Here is a 21,450-nt window from a genome sequence, read left to right on the forward strand (position 1 = left end):
CATCAAGATTCAATTAGTCGGAAGGTGAAATGTATGGAGCAGCAAGCCACATTTCGCGGCCGCTTTGCCCCTACGCCATCAGGTAAGATGCATATCGGCAATGCCTTGACCGCTTTGCTTGGATGGCTGCAAATGAGGAGTATGAACGGTCAATATATACTCCGAATCGAAGATATCGATGTGCAGCGTTCCCGCCAAGAGCTCGCAGACGAGATCATAAGAGATCTGGAATGGCTCGGATTGGATTGGGATGAAGGCCCCGGCGTTGGCGGAGCCTGCGGGCCGTATCATCAGGCTGCTCGCCACGCGTTATACGAACGGGAAATCGCCAAACTGAAGGAATTGAATATGTTGTACCCCTGCTATTGCAGCCGGGCGGATATTACGGCAGCAGCCAGCGCACCGCATGGCATTGCATCGGAGGGCTTTCGCTACCCGGGAACCTGCCGAGAGTTGACCCGGGAGGAAGCTGCCTTAAAAGAGCTTCATAAGAAACCTTCGCTGCGCATGAAGGTGCCGCACAGAATCGTTTCCTTTGTTGACGGCATTGCCGGGGTGCAGCGCTATCGGCTATCCGACGGCGGAGATTTTGTCGTGAGGAGAGCCGACGATATCATTTCGTATCAGCTCGCGGTGGTGGTGGATGACGCGCTAATGGGCATAACCCATGTGCTCCGTGGAGCTGATCTTCTGGACTCCACCCCTCGTCAGCTGCTATTGTATGAAGCGCTGTCCTATCAGCCGCCGCAGTTTGCGCACACACCGCTGATGGTGGATGCGGAGGGCAAACGGCTGGCCAAGAGAACCCGCGGGCTTAGCCTCTCCTTTCTGCGCGGCCAGGGCATCGGGCCGGAACGCTTAACTGGCTGGCTGGCATGGACAGCCGGGCTCCTGGATCACCCGGAAGCAGTAACTCCTGCGGAATTGATCCCTCTTTTTGATTTATCGAAAGTTTCTTCATTCCCCATAAAAATTACGGATCCTGTCAAAAACCGGCTGTTCGAGCTTTAACTTTAGCGAAAAACAATCAGCGCCAGCCCTTTCATTCTCGAGGCGAGAAGAAAGACTGGCGCTGTTATGTTATTCCTTACCGGTCAATCGTTCCCTGACCTTGGACTCATACTGCGTAAACGCGCTGTTACCGCTTAGCCCCCGCTGTTCCAGCAGCAACTGCAGCCTAAGGTGCTTTTCGTTCAGCTTGCGTTTGAGCTGCTCTTGCTCGCCCTCGTTTCGGGTAGCGCCGAGCAAATCATAGAGCTGGACGCATTCCTTCCGAAGCGTGACTTCTTCAGGAACGTAACCCGCGTTTTTCATGATGCGGTAGGACATCCTCAAATCTTCCGGGATGTGCGAAAGATCGTCGATCGGGAGTTTTTTGCCGGCAAGAGGCAGGTTATCGAATTCTCCGTTGCGGATCGCTTCCTCGATCTTCTGCTCAGCCAATCTGGAAAAGATGCTCATGTAAGTCCAGCCTCCTCCTGTTCCTTCGTCCTCTCATCATAAATCAGCCCGCGGGATATTCCAAGTTCTAAATGTAGGGGATCACACGCAGGTACATCCGATCCCTTACAACATTTCAACATTACAACAGCGATTCCGCTCCATCTATGAAGATCTGCGCCCCTGTAATATGTCTCGACTGGTCGGAAGCGAGGAACGCCACCAAATCGGCGACCTCTTCCGGCGTCCCCGGTCCGTCTGCCAGCGGCTGACTTCCTTCAGGATATTCAACCGGTATCACGATTTCCTCCAAATCCCCTTGCTTCTTCGTGCTTTGGTCGATGTTGGTGGATATCGCGCCGGGACAAATCACATTGACTCTGATCTTGAATTGAGCCAGCTCCAGCGCAGCCATCTTCGCAAAAGCGACCTGTCCCGCTTTGGTTGTGCTGTAGGCGCTCATGCCAAAGTTGGAGAAGGTTCGAGTGCCATTGACGGAGCTCGTAATGATGATGCTGCCCTGCCCCCTCTTCTTGAGATGCGGAATTGCATATTTGACCGTCAGGAACGTCCCGTTCAAATTTACGTTCAGCGTCTTGGCCCATTCCTCCAGCTTCATTTCATCGATCGGCGTCATGACGCCGTTAATCCCTGCATTGGCAAATACAATATCGACGCCGCCAAATATCTCAACCGTTTCAAGGACTGCCTTTTCCACCCGGTCGGGATCGGTTGTATCCACGTCGAATGCTCTGGCCGCCCCTTCGCGAATGGAGTTGATCTCCGATTCCGCTTGATGGGTCCGGTCATCCAACAGATCGAATAAGGCCACATTCGCGCCTTCCTTTGCCAGCTGAATGGCAGCCGCCTTCCCGATGCCTGATCCGGCACCGGTAATGATCGCCGTTCTCCCATGAAAACGTCCGTGTCCTTCATTCATGTCCAACACGCTCCTTTTGTCGTTATCCGTTATGCGTTCATCTGTCACAAGATTACCCAAAAGGAGTTGTTTTATAATCATGTTTTCTAATTTTTTGCAAGATCCGGTTGGACTTACACGTCCGTTCGCGAAAAGATATAGGCTGAGAGCTGATATGAAGCGAAAACCACCAGGCAGGATATGCCGAGTCCATACCAAAGATAATCCGTTTGCAGGCCATCCGACCACAGCGTATTGATAGCCATCGTAATCGCGAACAACACCGCTACCAGCACCAGCTTCAGCGTTTGTCCGCCCTTGGGCCCCAGCCAATAATAGAGAGGATAGTACACGGCTATAAACAGGATCAAGGAAATGCCGGACACTATATTTTGATAAAGAACAGCGCCTTCTCCATCCCCGCCTAACCAGATATAAGCGACTTGGATCAGGAAACCCGCTAATAACCCGATCAACATAAACAAGAGGGAAGAGACATACTTGCTCAACACAATGTCCCGGCGACGTATCGGCAAGCTCATGGAATATTTATGGAAAGGATGCAAATCGGTATTCGATATGACGATGATCATCATCCCGGCCACCATATAACCTAGGATGCCGACGGCATTGCCAAACGAAAACAACGCCAGCCAGATCGCAAAGAGCCAAGCATATTTACGGATGACCATCCAATCCTTATGAATGAGGGGAACGATATGACTCATGAACAGCGTCTCCTTTCGAAGTGTAATACATAATATCCTCCAGGGCAGGCCGCTCGTATAACACGCTGTCTCCGAACAGCTTGTGCGCGGATTCCCGGTTTGCCGAGAGAGCCTCGAATCCGTACGGCGTTTCCTTGAGGCCGGTAAACTGCTTGCGGACATCCGGGTCCAATAGGTCGCTGCTGCCTTTGACAATGACATATTTGTCGATAATTTCATCCTTGCCTTCACTGAACACGATGCGACCCCGGTGAATAAAGGTGATGTAATCCGCGATTCGATCCAGATCATCCGTATTATGCGTCGAGAACAGGATGGTACGGGTCTCATCCTGTATAAAATCGCTCAGCAATTGCAGCAGCTCTCTGCGAAATACCGGATCAAGACCCGCTGTCGGCTCATCCAAAATCAATATTCGCGGTTCATGGGCCATGGCCATCGCAATGGAAAACTTCATTTTCATGCCTTTCGAGCAATCCTTTAGTTTCTTTCTGCCGGGAAGCTCGAACATCCGCATCAGCTGATCCATTCTGGTGCTGTTCCAACGCTTATAAAAAGGGGACGTCATGCGGATAATTTGATTCAGCGTTAAATACTCATAAAAAATATTCTCGTCCGAAACAAAACCGATCTCTTCCTTATAACTTGCATCGTCCGAGCGAAGCCGCCGGCCATTCACGACGATTTGGCCTGAATCCGGAACAACCATCCCCATGATGGAACGGATGAGCGTGCTCTTGCCGGCTCCGTTGGGGCCGATCAATCCGGTAATGTATCCCTTAGGGATAAGAAGGGAAATGTCATTCAGCGCAAACGATGGATATTTCTTGCTCAGATGGTTGATTTGCATTGCAGGTTGATCCTGATCCTCTATTCCGTCCACATGCTTCATTCGGATTCCTCCTTGTTTATTGTATGGATCATCTCAATCAATTCCTCGGTCTCTATAGGAATGCTCCGGCATTCCTCGAGAATGTCCCTGATTTTATCCTCGATCAGGCGCAGGCGCTGCTCCCGAATCATATCCTGATTGCCTCCCGATACGAAGGAGCCTCTGCCCACCATCGACTCGATCAAGCCCACGGCTTCCAGCTCGCTGTATGCCCTCTTCGTCGTAATAACGCTGATTCCCAAATCCTTGGCTAGCTGCCGGATGGAAGGAAGCGGCTCTCCCGGCTTCATCTCTCCGCGCATGATGCTCTGCCGGATCTGTCTTTCAATTTGCAAGTAAATCGGCTCGCCGCCGGAATGGGATAGAATAATCTGAATCATCGCAATAATCATTCACCGCCTTTTCTGTGCCTGATATTAGGGTTTTGTATGTTAATGATGTGTATATAAAGTATTTATTGTATATATACAATATACACATTAAATAATGCCGCGTCAATTCCGTTTATCTTCGAATCCAAGTAAAAAAAGCCGGACCTCATGGGTCCGGCTCGCGAAATAATCGGTCATTTCTGTATTACCATACGATCTCCAGAAAGGAAGCATCATCTTCCAGGCCGCCTGTATGGCGGGCATTCATTAATACTTGCACTTGCTCATCGGGAATCGGCTCCTTCATCGGGTCCAGATCCGTAAGCCCGTCGCTGTATAATTGAAGGCGATAACCGGTCTCCGGTTCCAGCTTGCACGTAAACACGTGAGGACTGCCTCCGATCGGTCCGGTGCGGGAAGACCAGCGTTCGGCCGTTCGGAAGCGGTCTCCGAATATTGAAGTAATCTCGTCCTGCTGACGCCATAATCGTACCCTGGAGTCTCCCTGCCAGGCAAGCCACAGCCTTCCTTTTCGACGAAAACCCGATGACCGCTCGATGCGTCCGCATATGTACATGGCTTCGCTTCCCTTGCGCTGCTTCTCCTCCAGCACTTCACGCAGAAGCTTGGGGGTTTCGGAGCTCAGCGAGTGCGTGCGCATTTCCCGATCTGCTTCATGCGTTAGTTCCTTCAGCTTGCGCTCCAGCGATGAGGACGTGGGATCTTCAACCGTATCCAGCCAGTTCATCAAGCCCTGACCGAGCAGGCGCGAAGCCACATCGCCTCGATAACTCAAGCCGACGCCGTCACACAATACAAAATGGCAGACCTCTTCATCCATTTTCAATGCAATGAAATCCTGGCCCGTCTCGGAGAGCATGACGGATTCCGCCGCTCTGCCATACGCATAACGACATGTGAACAAATCCCTAATCTTCGTAAGCGGCTCTTCCCCGGTCTGCTTGCTCTCGTAATAAAACGACGCTGCTTGAGCCTTCCGCTTGCGAATCCCCAACGTTTCCATGCTTCTAGCGTATGATCGCTTCATGCTGTGACCTCTTACCTTACCGGCGTGGCGGCTGACATCTGGAACCCGATGGACACCAGCTCGGAGCATGTGCCCGGGAGCATCATCAAGGCCCCCGGACTCAGCTGATAATCCGCCTCAACCAGCATTTCTCGATAGCTTTCGGGAAGAACGGAAGACATCATCTTGAGTTTGCGCGCGTGTTCATCCTCAAGCTGCGTATCAGCCAATATCCCCTTCCAGCGGCGTGGTTCGGAGATCGGCTGGTTCATCAGATGGTCGGAGATGAAAATATTCTCCACCAGTACGTTTCCGTCCGGAACGCTCATATTCATGATACGGCGGGCAATCGGTTCCGGGTCCTCTCCCGTGGCCACGCCATCCGTCATATGGCATACGAGCGGCGCAGGGCAATCCTGCATGTTGGGAATCTCCGATTGCAGAATTTTCTCGGCCTGAAGAAACGCTTTGGCCGAATCGGAGAAACGCTTCGGCGTCAAATCCGGAAGCGAGCCGATCGCCGCAATTTCGTCAATGCCCTTGATCCCGTTTAACAAATCATATACGTCGTCGCTGTATGCAAGGATGGCGATCCGGTACCTCGGCGTCAGCCGGTTCCCCTTGGTGGAACGAAACACCATTTGCCGAATGGCTAAGGATAATGCTTCGTAAACAACATCAATCCTTCTGCGATCCTCCATCAGCATATTCATGGACGCGCTGATATCAATCAGATATATAATGAGCGCTGGCGTGCGCTGTGATGCTTGAATGGTATAGTTCATCGTGAATAACATTCACCCCTGCAATTTGTCATGTTTACTTCTTTACAGTTTAGGTATCCAGTGGCTGTCGTCACTGATGAATTGCTGCAGATTGTTAAGGCGGCTGCTCATTTTGCCAACCGTCTTGTAATAGGATTTGTCCTTGTTATATAGCGCTATGAATTCACGCGCGGCATTCTTCGCGCGGTCCTTGTTCCCGGCCACCTGCGCATTATACGCCTTGTTATACAAGGCAACCAGTTCGACAACGTTTTGGGACCGCTGCTTCTGAAGCTGTGCGGCTTGCGCTTGCTGAGCGGCCCGCGCTCGAGCCTGTCGTTCCGCCTCCGCCTTGGCCGCTGCCTTAGCCGCTGCCTCTTCCTGAGCCTGCCTTTTCTTCTTCTCTTCCAGCTGGGCTAAATACGCCTCGTATTTTGCCTGATTATCATATTTCTCCTGCAGCGCCTGCTTCTTCTTTTTCTCCTCAAGCGATGCCAGATAAGCTTCATACTTCGCCTGCTTATCATACTTTGCCTGAAGCTCGGATTTCTCCTTCTCCTTGCGCGCCAACTCGGCTTCCTCGGCCTTCTTCGCCTCTTCCGCCTTCAAGCGTTCCTCTTCGGCTTTTTTGGCCTCCGCTTCCTTCTTTGCAGCCTCCTCCTGCTGCTTCTGCGTTTCTTCCTCCTGCTTGCGCGCAGCCTCTTCTTTCTCCTGGGCCTGCTGCTCCGCTAAACGCTGGGCATCCATCTGGCGGTTCTCGGCCTTCTCAGCCAATATCTGATTCACCGTAATCGCGGAACCCGCCAGGATCACGATGGCCGCAGCGGTGGAGAGCATGAATTTCCGGGATGACAACAAGGCCTTAATCCCTTTGTTGGATGATTCTTCAGCGGGGCGCAGTTGTTCCTCCAGTCCCTGTATGGCGGCGGCGAGCTCCACTTCAAGCGGACTGTCCTTCTTTACGAAGTGATACGCCGAACGGAATATTTCCAATGCTCCGGAAAGATTGCCTGCCTTCTCCAAGTCGCGCGCCTGATGAAACAAGCGTCCTACTACATTGTCGTTAACCTCTCGCGTGCCCGGCTCGATTCCAAGCGATGCCATGATGTCAGCAGGCACCTCCCGGGAACGCTCAGAGCCGGATTCATCCGAATCGTCATCCTGGGCAGCCGCAGCGGCAGTGGCGGCGGCAGCCGGAGCTTCTTCCACCACTTCTTCCTCACTTACCGAGGATAAAGCGATAAGCCACTCGCCAAAGGTAGGGCAGCTGCTCAAATCCTGACTGTCCCAAGCTCTGCCGAACAGATCCGAGATCCGTGTGCCCCAACGCTGACCCAGCGATTTTTTAAGCAAAAAATAACGTTCGCACGGAGTCTGCATTTCATGCTGATCAAAATAGCTTTCGCCCCATGCCCGATTCACGATAGCCGGATCGCTCCACCCCAGCATCTCGGCAATGATGACGGCCCCTGCAAAACGATCGGCATACGCGCTCCATAACCCGCTGTGCACCGTTCGATGCGCTGCATATCCCGGCGAGCCGGCGAGCAAAACGTCGGGACGGTCCATTTTTGGACTGTACATCTGCTCCACATCGACAAGCTCCACGGCGGCAGCGCCTTCCGGCAGCTTCACTTCCGAAAAAAACGGAAGCATGACATTAGGCGCAGACAGATCGCAATGCGCCAATCCGCGCTGCTCCATGCTTGAGCCGATGGCTGCCAAAGCCTTGGCCAGCATCAGGCTTTCGGAACGTCCCAGATTACGCTGATCGCTTATAACGTCAAACCAAGTACATCCATGAATCCATGGCATGATGACCGCGTAGAGCAAATCCGGATATTCCGCTATCAAATCTCCGTTTCTTTCGGGAGTGAGCACCTCTCGACTGCTTACCTGCAAACCCGGTATCTCGCGATAATTCCCCATATGCTCGGATTGATAAACCATAGCCGGAATTCTGAACTTAGGAAAAAACACTTTAAGTGCTTTGGCTTCATGCAGCTCCCCATTCACGGGGATCAGCTGGTAGACGATCCCTTGCCTCCCAGCCTGGGCATAAGCTACGCCCGGTGCCGCCGGATGCTGTCCTACCGTATAAGCCGTTCCATTAACAACGATCCCATCGCCCGGGTTTGGCTGAAATGTCATGAACTTCACCCTCTCTTAACTCCATTACCTTGCTATATAACTCTATTAACCGATTGAACCGCGATTGATTCACGATTAACTACATTCTAAATATCCAAAATTGCAAGAAAACCGGGTTACCTACCACCCGGTTTATTTTGCCTATTAAACTATTATAATGCATCAGAAAGCAAAAGTCTCCGAATGATATTAACGGGATTCGTCAGCCATACGGAATTTCTGAGCGATCGCCTTCAGCTCATTGCTGATGCTGTCAAGCGTTTGTACGAAGGAGTTCATCAAGCGGCTTGCTTCCTGGAATTCCTGGAAGAAGCGCTGCTTCGTCATACCATCCCATTGACCTTCCATTCCGTTGATCGATTGCGTCAGGCTGTTAACGATTTGCTGACTTTGATCACCGCTCTGTTTAAATTGGTTCGCTACTTGCTCCACTTGTTCTGGCGTAATTAAAATACGTCCTGCCATTTATGTAACCTCCTTGAAATTCGTTTTCTGGTGACACTTGACATCTTAGCCCAGAAGACTCGGTTTATCAAAATGTCCTCAGACCTAATTTCGAGTTACCCTATACGTCCCAATTTGAAACATTTTCCATCCCGAATTTCCCAAATGGAATAGGGATTTAGTTGGCAATCCCAAACGAAGACGGATCGGTAAAGGTCCAGCTCTGCCCGGCTAATGCGGCCTGTTTAGCCGCTCCCCCGTTGTCTCCGCTGGTCATGCCCACGGCTGCGGCTGCCGAACTCGGGTTCGATATAACCGTGCCGGAGTTACCATATTCCGGAAGTATGGACGAGCGCCCATCCATCCCGGAAGCGGCGAACAGAGCCGTCGGTGATACGGTGCTTACGATAGCATGCTCCAAAATCGTATGGTATTGATGATCCGTTTCTTGAAATTGATCGGCTTTGCTTTGAAGATGCTTGCCCAGCTGAGCAAGAAGAGCTCCCAGATGCTCTCCAAGACTCCGGGCAGACTGCCATTCATCAATAACCGCCGCTTTGAGAGACGTCTCCCAAACAAGGGATTCCATGGCTTGGTTGAGCGTTCTCGTTATCGCTAAATATTCATCGCCACTATGCTGCAGCTGACGGCTTAACGTCCGGAGAGACTCCGGCTCGACAGAAATACGCATTGGTCCTCACCTTTCATACAGGCTCTGTTACTGTTTCAGCCACATGAGTAACATATGACGAAACTGCTCTTTGGTCGCTGGCGCTGCGGTTAGCCAGTCCTGGTCTCCCTCCAGGCTCATACGCAGCAGCCAATTCATGGACTCGTTCACTATAAATGCTGCATTTTGACTTTCCCAGCTGATTCCGTTCCAAATCGACAGCTGGAGTTCCCCCGAAGATACCTTGTTCTTCATGCATTTCGCCAAAGCGATTGAACCCTCCGCATCGTCCGTCAATCTGGCCAAACGATCGCCGATATCGTCGCAATTATGCTCGGTAACCGAGGTATAGATATCGCCGAATTCCTTCCGGCTAAGCAACAGTGCCGGAATATCTCCCCAGTTTTGGTCGCTGAGGGCCAGATCCTGCACCAGTTGATCGCAGGTTTGTTCGATGGTACCGAGTTCGCTAAGCATGTAACACCGGTTGTCTTCATCGCTTCTGCATACTTGTATTACCCGTTCGTCAGTAACATGCAAATATCCTTCAAACGCCGAATCCTGATTTTCATATTTCAACCAGCACGCACGTTCCGCAAGACCGGCAATAGCCACTCGTGAGAAGACTTCGGGTGGAATCGACAATTCCCCGCCTTCCTCTTGAATCAAATATTGCTTGCTTAGGAGCGATTGTTTGGTTTTCTCCCACTCAACCGCGATTTCTTCCGTTAAATATCCTACAAAAGGATCTTCAACACCAAGTAATCGGTCCGATCCGATAATTCCAGCCAAGAAGAAAAATTCCTTGTCATTCAGCGTGATCGTTTCTTGTTTGGAAGCATGAATTGTCAACATTATGAGCCACCTCCCCTCAAACTACAACATGCCATCGGTCGCGAATTTCTGTGACCCATCTTTGGGCGTTCCATTCCTCATCGAACGGAACTGCGCCTTTTATTCTGGAAAATTTACGTTTTACGTAGTACCCTTGTCCCGGCGGAAGTATTTTTAGTCCTCCAGGACTATTAGAAGATTCGGAAAAAGGAATCCGGAAGAACGATAAATCGTTGGAATCCAAGGTCCCGAATAAAAATCCGTTTTGAGCAGCTTTGATATCGGTAAACCAGTCGACGCCATACGTCGGGAAATCCGCCGGCACGCCGGCAATGACGACATGAACCCTGCGGTCCCTTCCCTGTCTGACGATGGCCGACAGCTGGTCCTTCAAGGTGAAATCCGAAAGCTGCTTGCTGAGAACGTCGGCGTCATCAATCATAAGCAGGATGGCCGGGTCCTCGCTCTCCTTCGACCGGGTCTGTACCCGTTCATAAAGGCTCGTAATAAGCGGCCCCAGATCCTCCTCATTCTCCGCGTGGCCGCGGACATGCGGGAGATGGTTCATCCGGCTCAGGCCGCTGCTTCCATAGCGCGTATCCACCGTATAGATCTCCAGCTCATCCGGAGAAGTATGATATGCGAGCGAAAGCATCCAGCTAAGAAGGAATGACGTCTTACCGCCTTCCATCGGACTGGCCACGATAAAATGCGGCCCATCTTCGAGATTGATCGCAAAAGGAGTCAGATCATCCGTAGCCACCCCGACGGGCACCTGATACTTCACCGTTGCGGCCGCTTCATAAGGCTTTTGCACCTTAAGCAGCTGATGGAGCGGAATCTTGTCCGGCAGCGATTCGATCCGCGGGGCTTCCTCGCCATGCCATGATTCATGGTGTACACGAATCTTGTCGCGAAGGGCTGCCGAACGGTCCCCCTCCTCCTGGCCGGGAGCCGGAAGTGCCGTCTGGAATTCAAGCGGAGGCACCTGGCCTTTGACCAGCCCTCTTCCTGGCGGAAGCTGGCTCGGGGCTCTCGCGGGACGACCCACCGCGTAATAATAGTCGGCGGGATCGGCAAGCTCGTACGATACCGCTTGCGCGATATTGCTCCGGACCTTCTCGAACATATCCGAAATCCGGTTCGCCGTGATGATAAACGTGATGCCCAGACTGCCGCCTTCCCGCAGCAGGTATTCCAGCATATCATTCTCGTCCGGATAGGAATTCCTAAAATTCAGATAACCGTCAATAACCACGACCAGCTGCGGAACCGTCACCGTGCTGCCACGGCGGTAGGAAGCAACGGTCTTCACGCCAGCCTCGGCGATCATGTCTTTGCGTACTGCGGCCGTTTTTGCAAGAAAACGGAACAGACGCTTGATCCGATCATCTTCCTCTGCCGTCATGACTCCCCCGATATGGGGCAGTCCTGCAAAGTCCCGCATCATTCGGCCCATATCCACGATATATCCATGCCAAAAGTCCGGGGTATATCGACTCGCCAACGACATGAGCATCGTTTGAATAAAGGTCGTCTTTCCGAGCCCTGGCATCCCATATACGGCCCAGTGGCCCTGCTCCAGGTTGAGCACGAGCGGCTTCTGGCATTGGTTAGGCAAATCGTCAACCATTCCGACATAGGATACGAGAGCCGAATCGCCGAACGTAACCGGCTGCTCGATGCCGGATTGTACCGCCTCCAAATCCAAGCTCTCCGGAAGCGGCGGAAGCCAAGGACCCTGCAGCCGTTCGATCCCTTGCGCCTTGGCCGCTTCCGCTACATGGTCGATAAACACCTGCAGCTGTTTGGGCACTTCCAGATGCGCTCCCAGGGATGGAGTCGACGCAAGCAGCGGTTCCGTCTTCCCGTTGATCCGGACCTCGCGGATGGAAACAGCCCCAGGCGTATCCTTCTCTTCAATGTAAGGAGCGCCGCTCCAAGCAAATTGCATTTCTTCAAACACTTCATCGCTGCCCACCTGGAAGTAGCCTCGTCCGGGCTTGTTGATCCAGGCTGCATTCGGAATCTTCAGCATGTCGCGGCTGTCGCCTTCGCTTTGTACCCGAAGACAGATGCGGAAGCGCGAGTTACTCCAAATTTTATCGTCCACGACGCCGGCCGGCTTCTGCGTCGCCAAGATCAAATGGACACCCAGCGTTCGCCCGATTGCGGCGATGCTGATCAATTCATCCATAAATTCCGGCTGATCTTTCTTCAGCTGCGCAAATTCATCAATGATAATGACGAGATGCGGGAGCGGCTCGCCATGGCGATTGCGCAGCAGCTTGTAATACTCGTCAATGTGCTGCAGGTTTCCCGCATCGTTCAATATTTTCTGGCGGCGGACCAATTCGGCTTTGAGCGACACCTTCGCCCGCTCGATCAGATTATTGTCCAAATTCGTTATGGTGCCCACGACGTGCGGAAGGTTCACAAACGTATTAGACATGCCGCCGCCCTTATAGTCGATAAGCATGAATGCCAGATCATGAGGGTGAAACTCCGATGCCAGGGAAGCCACGATGGATTGGATAACCTCGCTTTTCCCGGAACCGGTCGTTCCCGCGATCAGGCCATGCGGACCATGACCTTGACGCTCTATTTTATCATGAAGATTCAAATTAATCTTCTTTCCGCCCGCTCGCACACCCATGGGAACGGGCAGTGAATCCGGATATCGGTTCTGCTGCCAGCGTTTATATACATCCAAATCGTTGATTTTCTGAATATCCATCATCTCGAATAGTGCCAAAACGCTAGGAATATCGGATGCAGAAGACCGCTTCAGCCGAATCGGCGCCATATACCGGGCCAATGCTTCGATCTGTTCCCTGCTGATGTGATGGGATTGGAAGGATTGCTTGGAAACGGTGCCGTCCGGTTTCTTGATCGTGTACGCCGCCTGCTCCCGATCGACTTCGACGATAAGCTGGCAGTGCATCGGCAAGCTTTCTTTCCGGTCGGATAGAATGATGGTGACGGCGTCAGCCGCATCGGCATCTTCCATCAACAGAGGCAGCAGAGGTTCTTCCTCAATCAATTGGGCTGCGGATAGGATCACGACGTAAGCCGGCGTCTCAATCGATTTTTTTCCATGTTCGGAGCGATTGTTTTTACGCCGGTATAAATGGGTAAATATTTCATCAGCAAGCTGATGCGCATTGCTCCGTCGGTCCGCAAGATAGCGGCTGGAACGGTCATCATCCCAGGTATGGGGCAGCCAGCGCAGCCACTGCCATTCGCTTGCTTCCCTCTCCTCGTAGAAGGCGGCGATTTTCACTTCGTCAGGCGAGTGCCTGACGGCGGTTTGGGCCATCATGACGCGAAGCATGTTTAATACGCGTTCTCTTCCGCCGACGATCCCGATGACCTTGGATTCGAATAACGGCAGTGCAATCGAGGCATCGTCGACCGTCTGGAACTCGGATGACAGCAATTCGGCCGCTTCGATTAACGGGTCCTTATCATACCCGTCCGCACGGGGAGGCTTCACGTTAATGTGAAACGGAACTTCCCCCTTGCCCACGCAAATCTCCAAAAAATCCTTATCTTCCGGGGAACGTTCCCATAAACTGCTGCTCCGGTTCTTCACAACGTTGTAACAGACGTCCGGATCCCCATGGATGTCAAACAGAATATGGACCTGATCCTCCTGCCGCTCCTTCAGTTCTTCCCGATGCACATCAAGCTGAGCCCGGTACTTCTGATTGCGTTCGGCCAGGTTCTTCTGATAGGTCTTCTTGTTGCTTAAATACATGAAGAACGGCAGCGTGTAGGATGTCAGCATCATAAAGATGGAAATCATCTGAAACATCATGAAATTGGAATTCCCCATCTTACCGCTCACGTTCATATAGACATAGAAACCGATCGTCACCGCCGTCATAATAATCGGAATGATGATGGCAATCATGGAAAACGACGGCTTGCTTGGCTCGGACGGGGGTCTCAGAATTTCCAAGTCTTCATTCGGTAAAGCCGGTCTAATGCGCGGCGAACGTTGGTACAACACGTTCATATGTCACTTCCTCCTAATCCAAAGCATCTGAAATGTACAATTATGTATTTTGCTGTTTCAGTTAAAACCAATGGGTTACTTACCCAATTTCAACTCTCTTGAAACAACGATCTTCTGCCATAGACAGGAGCTTCATCGGTGGTTGTCGAGAATGCGCGCTGCAACCGAACGTAGGAGCCTTCCCTCAATCCCGCTTCAACCAGGTTAGAGTGGCCGCCTACCGTAAACCACAAGCCTTCCGGGAATTTCGCTTCTAATATATATTGAATCCCTTCACTCGAGGGTTCGCGAAAAAGACGTAATCCCAGCAGCTCGTTCAACCGTTCAATAGAGCATTCATCGGGTACGTCGATATCAAACCAATCATCTTCGTTTCGACCGCTGATCACGGTGAGTATCATCTGGTCAACCTGCCTTCCTCAAAATGGTAATCCTATGTTTATTCCATATTGAAAGCCCAATCACCTATTTCAATAGTTGCAAAAAATAGTTACATTATTGTAACTATATCATTCCAGGGTCTGTTCTGTCAATTTGTGTCATATTTCCTATTTCCTATTTCCGATGCGGATTTGTTGGTTCCGAGGAACTATTTATGTATTGATTATAGGGGAAATCCGGGTTTTTCGACGGTAAAATCCCGTCGTTCACAAAAATGTCACGCTCATAAAAATGATGCTGATTAATTCTATGAATTTAAGGTTATTTTAAGATTGGCAATTTATAATGCAAATATCATGAAAAAACTTTCGTGAGGTGATTGATATGAAAACACTGATCATGTTCCAAAACAAGCCGGTTCCCGTTTATTTTACTACGGATAGCAAGCAGCCGGTTCAAAAGGTATTGAAACTGCTAACCAGCGCGCTTGACCATAAAATCCAAACCGGCAAAAAGGCGCTGCAAAAATGCCTCAACTCCCTCATCAGCATTGAAATCGAGGGATCCGAGGCAATTCTACACAGCAAAAGCGAAAACGACTCTCTTGCGCTATCTCTCTTTTAATAAAAGAGGGGTAGCCCTTTTTTTTGTTTGTCTCCATTATAACCCGTAATAACGATCCTCGGCTATCTGCGCCCGCTGAATTCGGATCTGGAACAATTTCACGAGATTTCTCCGCGTTGTGATCTCCTGGCAATTATTCAGCTTTTTTAATATAAACCGATCGATGGACATACTGTTCATCCCTCCATTCTTGTCTTGGAAAAACGACCCTATGTTCTGATAACTTCTATTAACCGTGCCTTTTCAAGATTAAACGAGACTTCCGCCCTTATACAAAGCTTCTCACGGTTCGACGTTTTTTGATGCTTACCCATTTTATGATCAGTACCTTGCATTATTCAGTACTAAGTGATATCTTATTGTAGATCACTACTGAATATTAATTACTACCTCGTGATAACAGCATGAACATGGACTTACGAAAGGAGGTATCGCCGTATGAATGTCAGTATTCAATTCAAAAAAGGCGTTCTTGAACTCTGCGTGCTTGTGCTGATCCATCGCAAGGACCAATATGGCTACGAGCTGGCTCAAGCCGTCTCCCGGCATATCGAGGTAGCCGAAGGCGCCCTGTACCCTCTCCTTCGCAGGCTTGTTAATGAAGGCTACTGCACCACCTACCTCCAGGAATCGAGCGAGGGTCCCCCCCGTAAATATTATAAGCTGACGGACAGCGGAGTGATTTATATGCGATCTATGGTGAAGGAATGGCAAGCATTTGTAAGCAACGTGACCAATTTGATAGAGGAAGGAAATTTGTATGACTAAAAAACAGTTTATTTCGATTTTGGAATCTCGCCTTGCCGCGCTTCCTCCGGGTGAACGCCAGGAATTCATTCAGGATGTAGAGTCCCATTTTGTCATCGGCATGCAGAATGGGCGTTCCGAAGAGGAGATTGCCCGGGAGTTGGGAGATCCTTTTGAAATGGCGAAGGAAGCGTTAGGCGACCGGTACGTGGATATGGAATCGCCTGCTCCCGCGGCGGTCAGAAGGCCGTCTGCCATAGGCAAATATGCGGTGGGAACCGGTTTGTTCTTCTGTGCATTAGTGACCGTCCCGTTCCTTGCGGCATTATGGTCCGGTGGCGTCGCCATCGCTCTGGGAGCCCTGGCAACCTTGCTGAGCCCGGTGCTCGTTCTGCTCGATTACATCCTGAATGGAACGTTTTATCCGGCTAAATTATTCTTATCGATCTCCTTGATCGGAATCGGCATCTTCCTTGGATATGCCACACGCTTGGCCATGGTTGGATTGTTATCGTTAACCTTGAGGTACTCCAGATGGAATACACGTTTGTTGAAGGGTCGTGACGCACAGTGAACAGAAAATGGTTGTTCAGCTTAGCAATCGCACTTATATTGGTAGGAATCATCGGCATGGCTGCGAACAAGTTTAAATTCGGGGAAGAACTGGTCAGCTACCAGAACCGATGGGATCTGCAGGATGCCGTAAATTTAAAGAAATTAACAATCACCAGCAATATGAATGTCAGTTTCGCTTTTGAGGACAGCGGCGATGATAACGGGTATATCGCTTTTGACGGCAAATTAAAGCCGGAGCATGTCGATATCCTTGAAGCTTTTAAGCCTGCAGGTCAAGAAATCGATTTGGATCTGACTACGGCTGATTCGTTTCAGTTTATGAGCGTGGACTTTCATTCGCCGAAAGGGAAAATAACCATTGTCCTTCCTTCAAGCACATTACTCGAGGAGCTCGATTTATCAACGTTATCCAATAACATCCAGGTAAGCGGAGCTTCGTCCAAGTCGATTGCCATTTCCGTAAAGTCAGGCAACATCAACATGAACGGAATCGTAGCTGACCAGTTGAACGTAGAGAACATTTCGGGCAGTATTCGCGGCTCCGACATTCAGGCCTCCACTCAACTCGTCAATCATTCAGGAAACGTCGAATTGAAAGATATGGAAGGCCCCGTGGACATCGAGGTCACTTCCGGCAATGTAAACGTAGGATTGCTCGGCGTTTCGTCGGTGAATATCCTGTGCAGATCAGGCAACGTGAAAGTGCAGCCTGACCCTTCATTCCGCGGTTTCTATGACCTTAAGTCGCTCACCGGATCGATATCGGCGCCGGAGTCATTGAAGGAAACAACCGATACCATCCAAGTGGAAACCTACTCCGGTAATATCGATATCGTACACTAAGGCATTGTTGACAAACCATAGAAATGAAATATACTATAATTTATAAAGTAAACTATACAACAAGGAGAGTCTTCATACATGTCGAATGTACTATTCATCAAAGCAAACAACAGAGCGATCGAGCAATCGGTCAGCGTAAAAATGTACCATGAGTTTCTGGAATCCTTCAAAGCAAGCCATCCGGGAGATCAAATCACGGAGCTTGACCTGTTCGCAGAGAATCTTCCATATTACGACGGAACAGCCATCAGCGGTATGTTCAAAGCCGCCAAGGGTTTGGAAGCTACTCCTGAAGAGCAAGCGGCTGCTGCCAATGTCAGCAAATATCTTGACCAGTTCCTTGCCGCAGACAAAATCGTGCTGGCTTTCCCACTGTGGAACATGACCGTCCCTGCCGTTCTTCATACCTATATCGATTACCTGAACCAAGCAGGCAAAACGTTTAAATATACACCGCAAGGCGTGGTAGGTCTCGTGACCGGCAAAAAAGTCGTCATCCTGAATGCACGCGGCGGCAACTATTCCGAAGGTCCTATGGCTGCAGCAGAGATGGCTGTCAACTTCGTTATGGGCAATCTTCGTCAATGGGGCGTGCAGGATATCGAAACCCTCATCATCGAAGGCCACAACCAGTTCCCTGACGAAGCGGAAATGATCGTTCAGAACGGTCTTGAGCTTGTTAAAAAGGCCGCTGCCGGATTTTAATTGAACTTATACGTATTCATTCATATAGCACTTCGCAAAAGCTGCCTTCACTGACCAAATCAGTGAAGGCAGCTTTTTTGTTTTGCTTTCGTTTAAAGCGCATCCCACTGCGTCCATTCCTCGCGCGGGTTAAGAATATAGATTTCCTGATCCCGGCTCATATATCGATGATTGATAAATTCTCGCCGAATCGTCGCATAATCCTCGTGATAGCGCTTGATAAACGCATTGATGTCCTTTTCCGGATATTCCCTCCCCGTCTCCAACTGCTCCACCAAAAATTCCATAATGACAAGCTTCTTTTTATACTGTGCCGGGATGGACCGCAAGGATCCGTCCTTAGCAATAAAACTGCGAAGAACGGATGCTTTGTAAGCTTCTCGGGCAGTCTGTTCCATGCTGGACTCCTCCTTTTCGACAAACAATTTAACGAATTTCTAATTTAATGCTCGTCTAATTAGATATTAATTAAATTACAATTGTTTGTCAATCTCTTTCTGCATCAGGCCCGCTCGGGCGGGAGTGCGATAGCCTGCATTCTGGATTTATCGCGATAATTGCTGTAGGATTATAATGCTGATAGATAGCGTAAGGTTAATACATAAGGAGGTTCATCATGCTCGACGTCTTAATTATCGGCGCAGGCCCATGCGGTCTAGCAGCTGCCATTGAGTGCGGCCGCCAGGGCCTCAGCTGCGAGATCATTGATAAACACAACGTAGTCCATTCCATTTATCTCTATCCGACCCATATGCAGTTTTTCAGTACGGCTGAAATGCTTGAAATCGGAGAAGTTCCGTTCGCCATATCGAACGATAAACCGTACCGGCACGAGGCGCTGGCCTATTATCGCCGGGTCGCCAAACATTTTAACCTGAATATTTCCCCATACGAAGAAGCTCTCACCATTGCCAAGCAGCCTGACGGCAGCTTTCAAGTAAAGACGCGGCGACGCGGCGGTGAAGAGACCCTTCGACAAGCCAAACACGTAGTCATTGCTACGGGTTATTTTGATCATCCGAATTATATTGGCATTCCTGGTGAAGACTTGGAGAAAGTAACCCATTATTTCCGGGAAGCCCATCCTTATGCCGGCATGAAAACGGCGATCATCGGCGGCAGCAATTCCGCGGTGGACGCGGCCATGGAGCTGATCCGTGTCGGGGCCGAGGTTACGATGGTCTATCGGGGCGAGGAAGTCTCGCAGAACATCAAACCTTGGGTTCGGCCCCTGTTCGACAGCATGGTTCAAAAAGGGCATATCCAGCTTCATCTGAACTCCCGCGTCGTTCAAATCGCGGAGTCCTCCATTACCGTGCTTTCGAATCAGGGACAGGAATCGATCATCGAAAACGATTTTGTATTGGCATTGACCGGGTTCCGTCCTGATCGCAAACTGCTCGCCTCTTCCGGCGTTCAGCTCGACGAAGATATGGAGAAACCTCTCTATAATCCGGATACGATGGAGACCAATGTTCCGGGACTGTACGTCGCCGGCGTAATTGCGTCCGGCCGCAATGCCAATGAGGTGTTCATTGAAACCGGCAGGCTGCACGGCCGATTGATCGCGGAGCATCTGGGCACAAAGGTGTAACCAACGTCTTCCAAAGCGTACATTCCCGGAAGACAACCCGCTTGTAATTGATGTTTTTTTCGATATCAGGAAGGCTTGCTCATCGGTAATTCATACTTTCTGATATCTAAATCATAAGGAGTGATCTCCATTGGACGTAACCTCGCTCATTCTGCTGGCAATGGCGGGCCTGGGCATTATCAGCAGCAATTCCGCCGTGACCATAGCCATGCTGGCATTGCTGCTCATCCGCGTCACCGGCTTCCAGCAAGCCTTCCCATGGCTTGAGAAATACGGGCTGACCCTCGGCATCATAATTCTCACCATTGGCGTGATGTCTCCGCTGGCGAGCGGCAAAATGAGTCTCCAAACGATCGGTGAATCCTTCCTGAATTGGAAGTCGCTTCTGGCCATCGCCGTCGGCATGCTTGTCGCATATCTGGGCGGACGCGGAGCCACGCTGATGGGCAGCAACCCTACGGTAGTCGCCGGCCTGCTCGTCGGCACCGTGCTCGGGGTAGCCCTATTCCGCGGCGTGCCCGTCGGCCCGCTTATTGCCGCCGGCCTGCTGTCCTTACTTATCGGCAAATCGTGAATTCTCACGGAACAACTGTTATTTATATAGGTAAATAGGATAAAGGCCAAAAACCTCCCTGCCGGTTTCATGAACCTTAAGGGAGGTTTATTTGTTCTATTAAGTACCATGCCGGACGGGCCGTTACCATATATAGTCTATTTTATGGTATGATAGCTATCGTATTTTAACGGCTTTTCCCGTATTCCCCTAAGAATTAGGATGTATCAGGAGGTAACACAATTGTCTTCAACGAATACCGAATCGGCCGCTGCCCCGTTAAAGCAGCTTCCCATGCTGCTCTTCAGGCAGCTAAGGCCGAAGCAATGGACCAAAAATTTGTTAATATTTGCAGCCCCCCTCTTCTCGTTTGAAACGGTAAATCCGGGGTCACTTGTTGAAACCTTGATCGGTTTCTTCCTGCTGTCCTTCGTTTCGGGCTGCGTCTACATTGTGAACGATTATGCCGATCGCGAAGCGGATCGCAACCATCCGGTGAAGAAATACCGGCCCATGGCCTCGGGAGCACTCCCGCCTAAGCTGGCCGTCGTGTTCGGCATACTGCTGCTGATCGCTTCGCTGGCCGTCTCTTATCTGCTCAATCCGCTGTTTACCGCATTACTGCTGCTCTATTTTGCCATGAACGTGGCTTATTCCTTCCGGCTGAAACATGTTGTCATCATCGACATCATGATTATCGCGGCCGGGTTTGTGCTGCGCGCGATCGCAGGCGGGCTCGTCATTCACGTCCCGTTCACGCCCTGGTTCCTTTTATGTACCATGCTGCTATCGCTCTTCCTGGCGATCGGCAAGAGACGGCATGAGCTTCATCTGCTGCAGCATGACAAGGGCTCTCACCGCAAGGTGCTTGATCAATACTCGTTTGATCTGCTCGACCAGATGAGCAGCATCGTCACAACGGCAACCATCATCAGTTATTCGCTCTTTACCTTTACGTCCGGTAGGACCGTTCATCTTATGTGGACCATTCCGCTCGTCATCTACGGGATGTTTCGGTATCTTTATCTGATTCATATCGAGAAAAAGGGCGGAGCCCCGGACCGGGTGCTCCTGGAAGACTCGCACATCCTGGTCACCGTGATCCTCTATGTCATCAGCGTTATCGGTATATTGATCTATTTTGAGTAATTAAAAAAACGGCAATT

At 50.6% G+C, this 21,450-nt stretch carries 24 protein-coding genes; 9 read left to right on the top strand and 15 right to left on the bottom strand.

Annotation, left to right across the window (positions count from 1 at the left end):
* Nucleotides 1-33 precede the first annotated feature (33 nt).
* Entirely contained in the window at nucleotides 34-1,011 is a 978-nt protein-coding gene (gene gluQRS, locus GYMC10_RS20020) for a tRNA glutamyl-Q(34) synthetase GluQRS (protein WP_015736236.1), read from the top strand.
* Nucleotides 1,012-1,080: 69 nt separating this feature from the next.
* Here gluQRS and GYMC10_RS20025 read toward each other — a convergent pair whose 3' ends face one another.
* From GYMC10_RS20025 to GYMC10_RS20085, 13 genes are all read right to left on the bottom strand, one after another.
* Entirely contained in the window at nucleotides 1,081-1,461 is a 381-nt protein-coding gene (locus GYMC10_RS20025; RefSeq protein WP_009590658.1) for a DnaJ family domain-containing protein, read from the bottom strand.
* A gap of 121 nt (nucleotides 1,462-1,582) precedes the next feature.
* The gene (locus tag GYMC10_RS20030; protein ID WP_009590728.1) at nucleotides 1,583-2,380 is read right to left on the bottom strand and encodes an SDR family oxidoreductase; all 798 of its coding nucleotides are present in this window, start codon (nucleotides 2,378-2,380) and stop codon (nucleotides 1,583-1,585) included.
* 113 nt (nucleotides 2,381-2,493) lie between these two features.
* Nucleotides 2,494-3,087: an ABC-2 transporter permease gene (locus GYMC10_RS20035; RefSeq protein ID WP_015736237.1), complete on the bottom strand. Its 594-nt coding sequence runs from the start codon at nucleotides 3,085-3,087 to the stop codon at nucleotides 2,494-2,496.
* The gene (locus GYMC10_RS20040) at nucleotides 3,059-3,979 is read right to left on the bottom strand and encodes an ABC transporter ATP-binding protein (protein WP_015736238.1); all 921 of its coding nucleotides are present in this window, start codon (nucleotides 3,977-3,979) and stop codon (nucleotides 3,059-3,061) included. Before GYMC10_RS20040 ends, GYMC10_RS20035 begins: the two co-directional genes overlap by 29 nt.
* Nucleotides 3,976-4,371 (bottom strand): GntR family transcriptional regulator, encoded by a 396-nt coding sequence (locus GYMC10_RS20045; RefSeq protein ID WP_015736239.1) that lies wholly within the window; start codon nucleotides 4,369-4,371, stop codon nucleotides 3,976-3,978. The genes GYMC10_RS20040 and GYMC10_RS20045 overlap by 4 nt, the downstream gene beginning before the upstream one ends.
* A gap of 184 nt (nucleotides 4,372-4,555) precedes the next feature.
* The gene (locus tag GYMC10_RS20050) at nucleotides 4,556-5,398 is read right to left on the bottom strand and encodes a hypothetical protein (protein WP_015736240.1); all 843 of its coding nucleotides are present in this window, start codon (nucleotides 5,396-5,398) and stop codon (nucleotides 4,556-4,558) included.
* A gap of 11 nt (nucleotides 5,399-5,409) precedes the next feature.
* Nucleotides 5,410-6,162, bottom strand: a complete 753-nt coding sequence (locus GYMC10_RS20055; RefSeq protein ID WP_036661656.1) for a vWA domain-containing protein — start codon at nucleotides 6,160-6,162, stop codon at nucleotides 5,410-5,412.
* Nucleotides 6,163-6,204: 42 nt separating this feature from the next.
* Nucleotides 6,205-8,292 (bottom strand): serine/threonine protein kinase, encoded by a 2,088-nt coding sequence (locus tag GYMC10_RS20060; protein ID WP_015736241.1) that lies wholly within the window; start codon nucleotides 8,290-8,292, stop codon nucleotides 6,205-6,207.
* Between the two features lie 189 nt (nucleotides 8,293-8,481).
* Complete coding sequence (locus tag GYMC10_RS20065; protein ID WP_006211202.1) at nucleotides 8,482-8,757, bottom strand: WXG100 family type VII secretion target; 276 nt, start codon at nucleotides 8,755-8,757, stop codon at nucleotides 8,482-8,484.
* A gap of 157 nt (nucleotides 8,758-8,914) precedes the next feature.
* Nucleotides 8,915-9,427 (bottom strand): WXG100 family type VII secretion target, encoded by a 513-nt coding sequence (locus tag GYMC10_RS20070; protein WP_015736242.1) that lies wholly within the window; start codon nucleotides 9,425-9,427, stop codon nucleotides 8,915-8,917.
* A 27-nt stretch (nucleotides 9,428-9,454) separates the two neighbouring features.
* Nucleotides 9,455-10,261 (bottom strand): hypothetical protein, encoded by an 807-nt coding sequence (locus GYMC10_RS20075; protein ID WP_015736243.1) that lies wholly within the window; start codon nucleotides 10,259-10,261, stop codon nucleotides 9,455-9,457.
* Nucleotides 10,262-10,277: 16 nt separating this feature from the next.
* The gene (gene essC, locus GYMC10_RS20080) at nucleotides 10,278-14,261 is read right to left on the bottom strand and encodes a type VII secretion protein EssC (RefSeq protein ID WP_015736244.1); all 3,984 of its coding nucleotides are present in this window, start codon (nucleotides 14,259-14,261) and stop codon (nucleotides 10,278-10,280) included.
* A gap of 89 nt (nucleotides 14,262-14,350) precedes the next feature.
* Nucleotides 14,351-14,662, bottom strand: a complete 312-nt coding sequence (locus GYMC10_RS20085) for a hypothetical protein (RefSeq protein WP_009590697.1) — start codon at nucleotides 14,660-14,662, stop codon at nucleotides 14,351-14,353.
* Between the two features lie 364 nt (nucleotides 14,663-15,026).
* Between GYMC10_RS20085 and GYMC10_RS20090 the strand changes: the two genes are divergently transcribed.
* A complete protein-coding gene (locus GYMC10_RS20090; protein WP_006211206.1) occupies nucleotides 15,027-15,266 on the top strand; it encodes a hypothetical protein in 240 nt (79 codons plus the stop codon).
* Nucleotides 15,267-15,302: 36 nt separating this feature from the next.
* Here the strand turns inward: GYMC10_RS20090 and GYMC10_RS33095 are convergent, their stop codons facing one another.
* A complete protein-coding gene (locus tag GYMC10_RS33095) occupies nucleotides 15,303-15,437 on the bottom strand; it encodes a hypothetical protein (RefSeq protein WP_015736245.1) in 135 nt (44 codons plus the stop codon).
* Between the two features lie 267 nt (nucleotides 15,438-15,704).
* On the opposite strand from GYMC10_RS33095, the gene GYMC10_RS20095 reads away from it, so the two are divergent.
* From GYMC10_RS20095 to GYMC10_RS20110, 4 genes are all read left to right on the top strand, one after another.
* Nucleotides 15,705-16,034 (top strand): PadR family transcriptional regulator, encoded by a 330-nt coding sequence (locus GYMC10_RS20095; RefSeq protein WP_009590638.1) that lies wholly within the window; start codon nucleotides 15,705-15,707, stop codon nucleotides 16,032-16,034.
* Nucleotides 16,027-16,587, top strand: coding sequence for a DUF1700 domain-containing protein (locus tag GYMC10_RS20100; RefSeq protein WP_015736246.1), 561 nt, complete (start codon nucleotides 16,027-16,029; stop codon nucleotides 16,585-16,587). Before GYMC10_RS20095 ends, GYMC10_RS20100 begins: the two co-directional genes overlap by 8 nt.
* A complete protein-coding gene (locus tag GYMC10_RS20105) occupies nucleotides 16,584-17,432 on the top strand; it encodes a DUF4097 family beta strand repeat-containing protein (RefSeq protein ID WP_162164388.1) in 849 nt (282 codons plus the stop codon). The genes GYMC10_RS20100 and GYMC10_RS20105 overlap by 4 nt, the downstream gene beginning before the upstream one ends.
* Before the next feature lie 78 nt (nucleotides 17,433-17,510).
* Nucleotides 17,511-18,137 (top strand): FMN-dependent NADH-azoreductase, encoded by a 627-nt coding sequence (locus tag GYMC10_RS20110; protein ID WP_015736248.1) that lies wholly within the window; start codon nucleotides 17,511-17,513, stop codon nucleotides 18,135-18,137.
* Nucleotides 18,138-18,229: 92 nt separating this feature from the next.
* Here the strand turns inward: GYMC10_RS20110 and GYMC10_RS20115 are convergent, their stop codons facing one another.
* On the bottom strand, nucleotides 18,230-18,535 hold the full coding sequence (locus tag GYMC10_RS20115; RefSeq protein WP_015736249.1) for a DUF2087 domain-containing protein: 306 nt from the start codon (nucleotides 18,533-18,535) through the stop codon (nucleotides 18,230-18,232).
* Between the two features lie 218 nt (nucleotides 18,536-18,753).
* Here GYMC10_RS20115 and GYMC10_RS20120 point away from each other — a divergent pair, with 218 nt between their 5' ends.
* The 3 genes from GYMC10_RS20120 (at nucleotide 18,754) to GYMC10_RS20130 (ending at nucleotide 21,433) form a co-directional block, all read left to right on the top strand.
* Nucleotides 18,754-19,731 carry a YpdA family putative bacillithiol disulfide reductase gene (locus GYMC10_RS20120; protein WP_015736250.1) on the top strand — a complete coding sequence of 326 codons (978 nt, stop codon included), beginning with the start codon at nucleotides 18,754-18,756 and terminating at the stop codon, nucleotides 19,729-19,731.
* A 130-nt stretch (nucleotides 19,732-19,861) separates the two neighbouring features.
* The gene (locus GYMC10_RS20125; RefSeq protein ID WP_015736251.1) at nucleotides 19,862-20,305 is read left to right on the top strand and encodes a DUF441 domain-containing protein; all 444 of its coding nucleotides are present in this window, start codon (nucleotides 19,862-19,864) and stop codon (nucleotides 20,303-20,305) included.
* Between the two features lie 201 nt (nucleotides 20,306-20,506).
* Nucleotides 20,507-21,433, top strand: coding sequence for a decaprenyl-phosphate phosphoribosyltransferase (locus tag GYMC10_RS20130; RefSeq protein WP_176502425.1), 927 nt, complete (start codon nucleotides 20,507-20,509; stop codon nucleotides 21,431-21,433).
* Nucleotides 21,434-21,450: the final 17 nt, after the last annotated feature.

The organism is Paenibacillus sp. Y412MC10, from assembly GCF_000024685.1.
Classification (GTDB): Bacteria; Bacillota; Bacilli; order Paenibacillales; family Paenibacillaceae; genus Paenibacillus_AQ; species Paenibacillus_AQ lautus_A.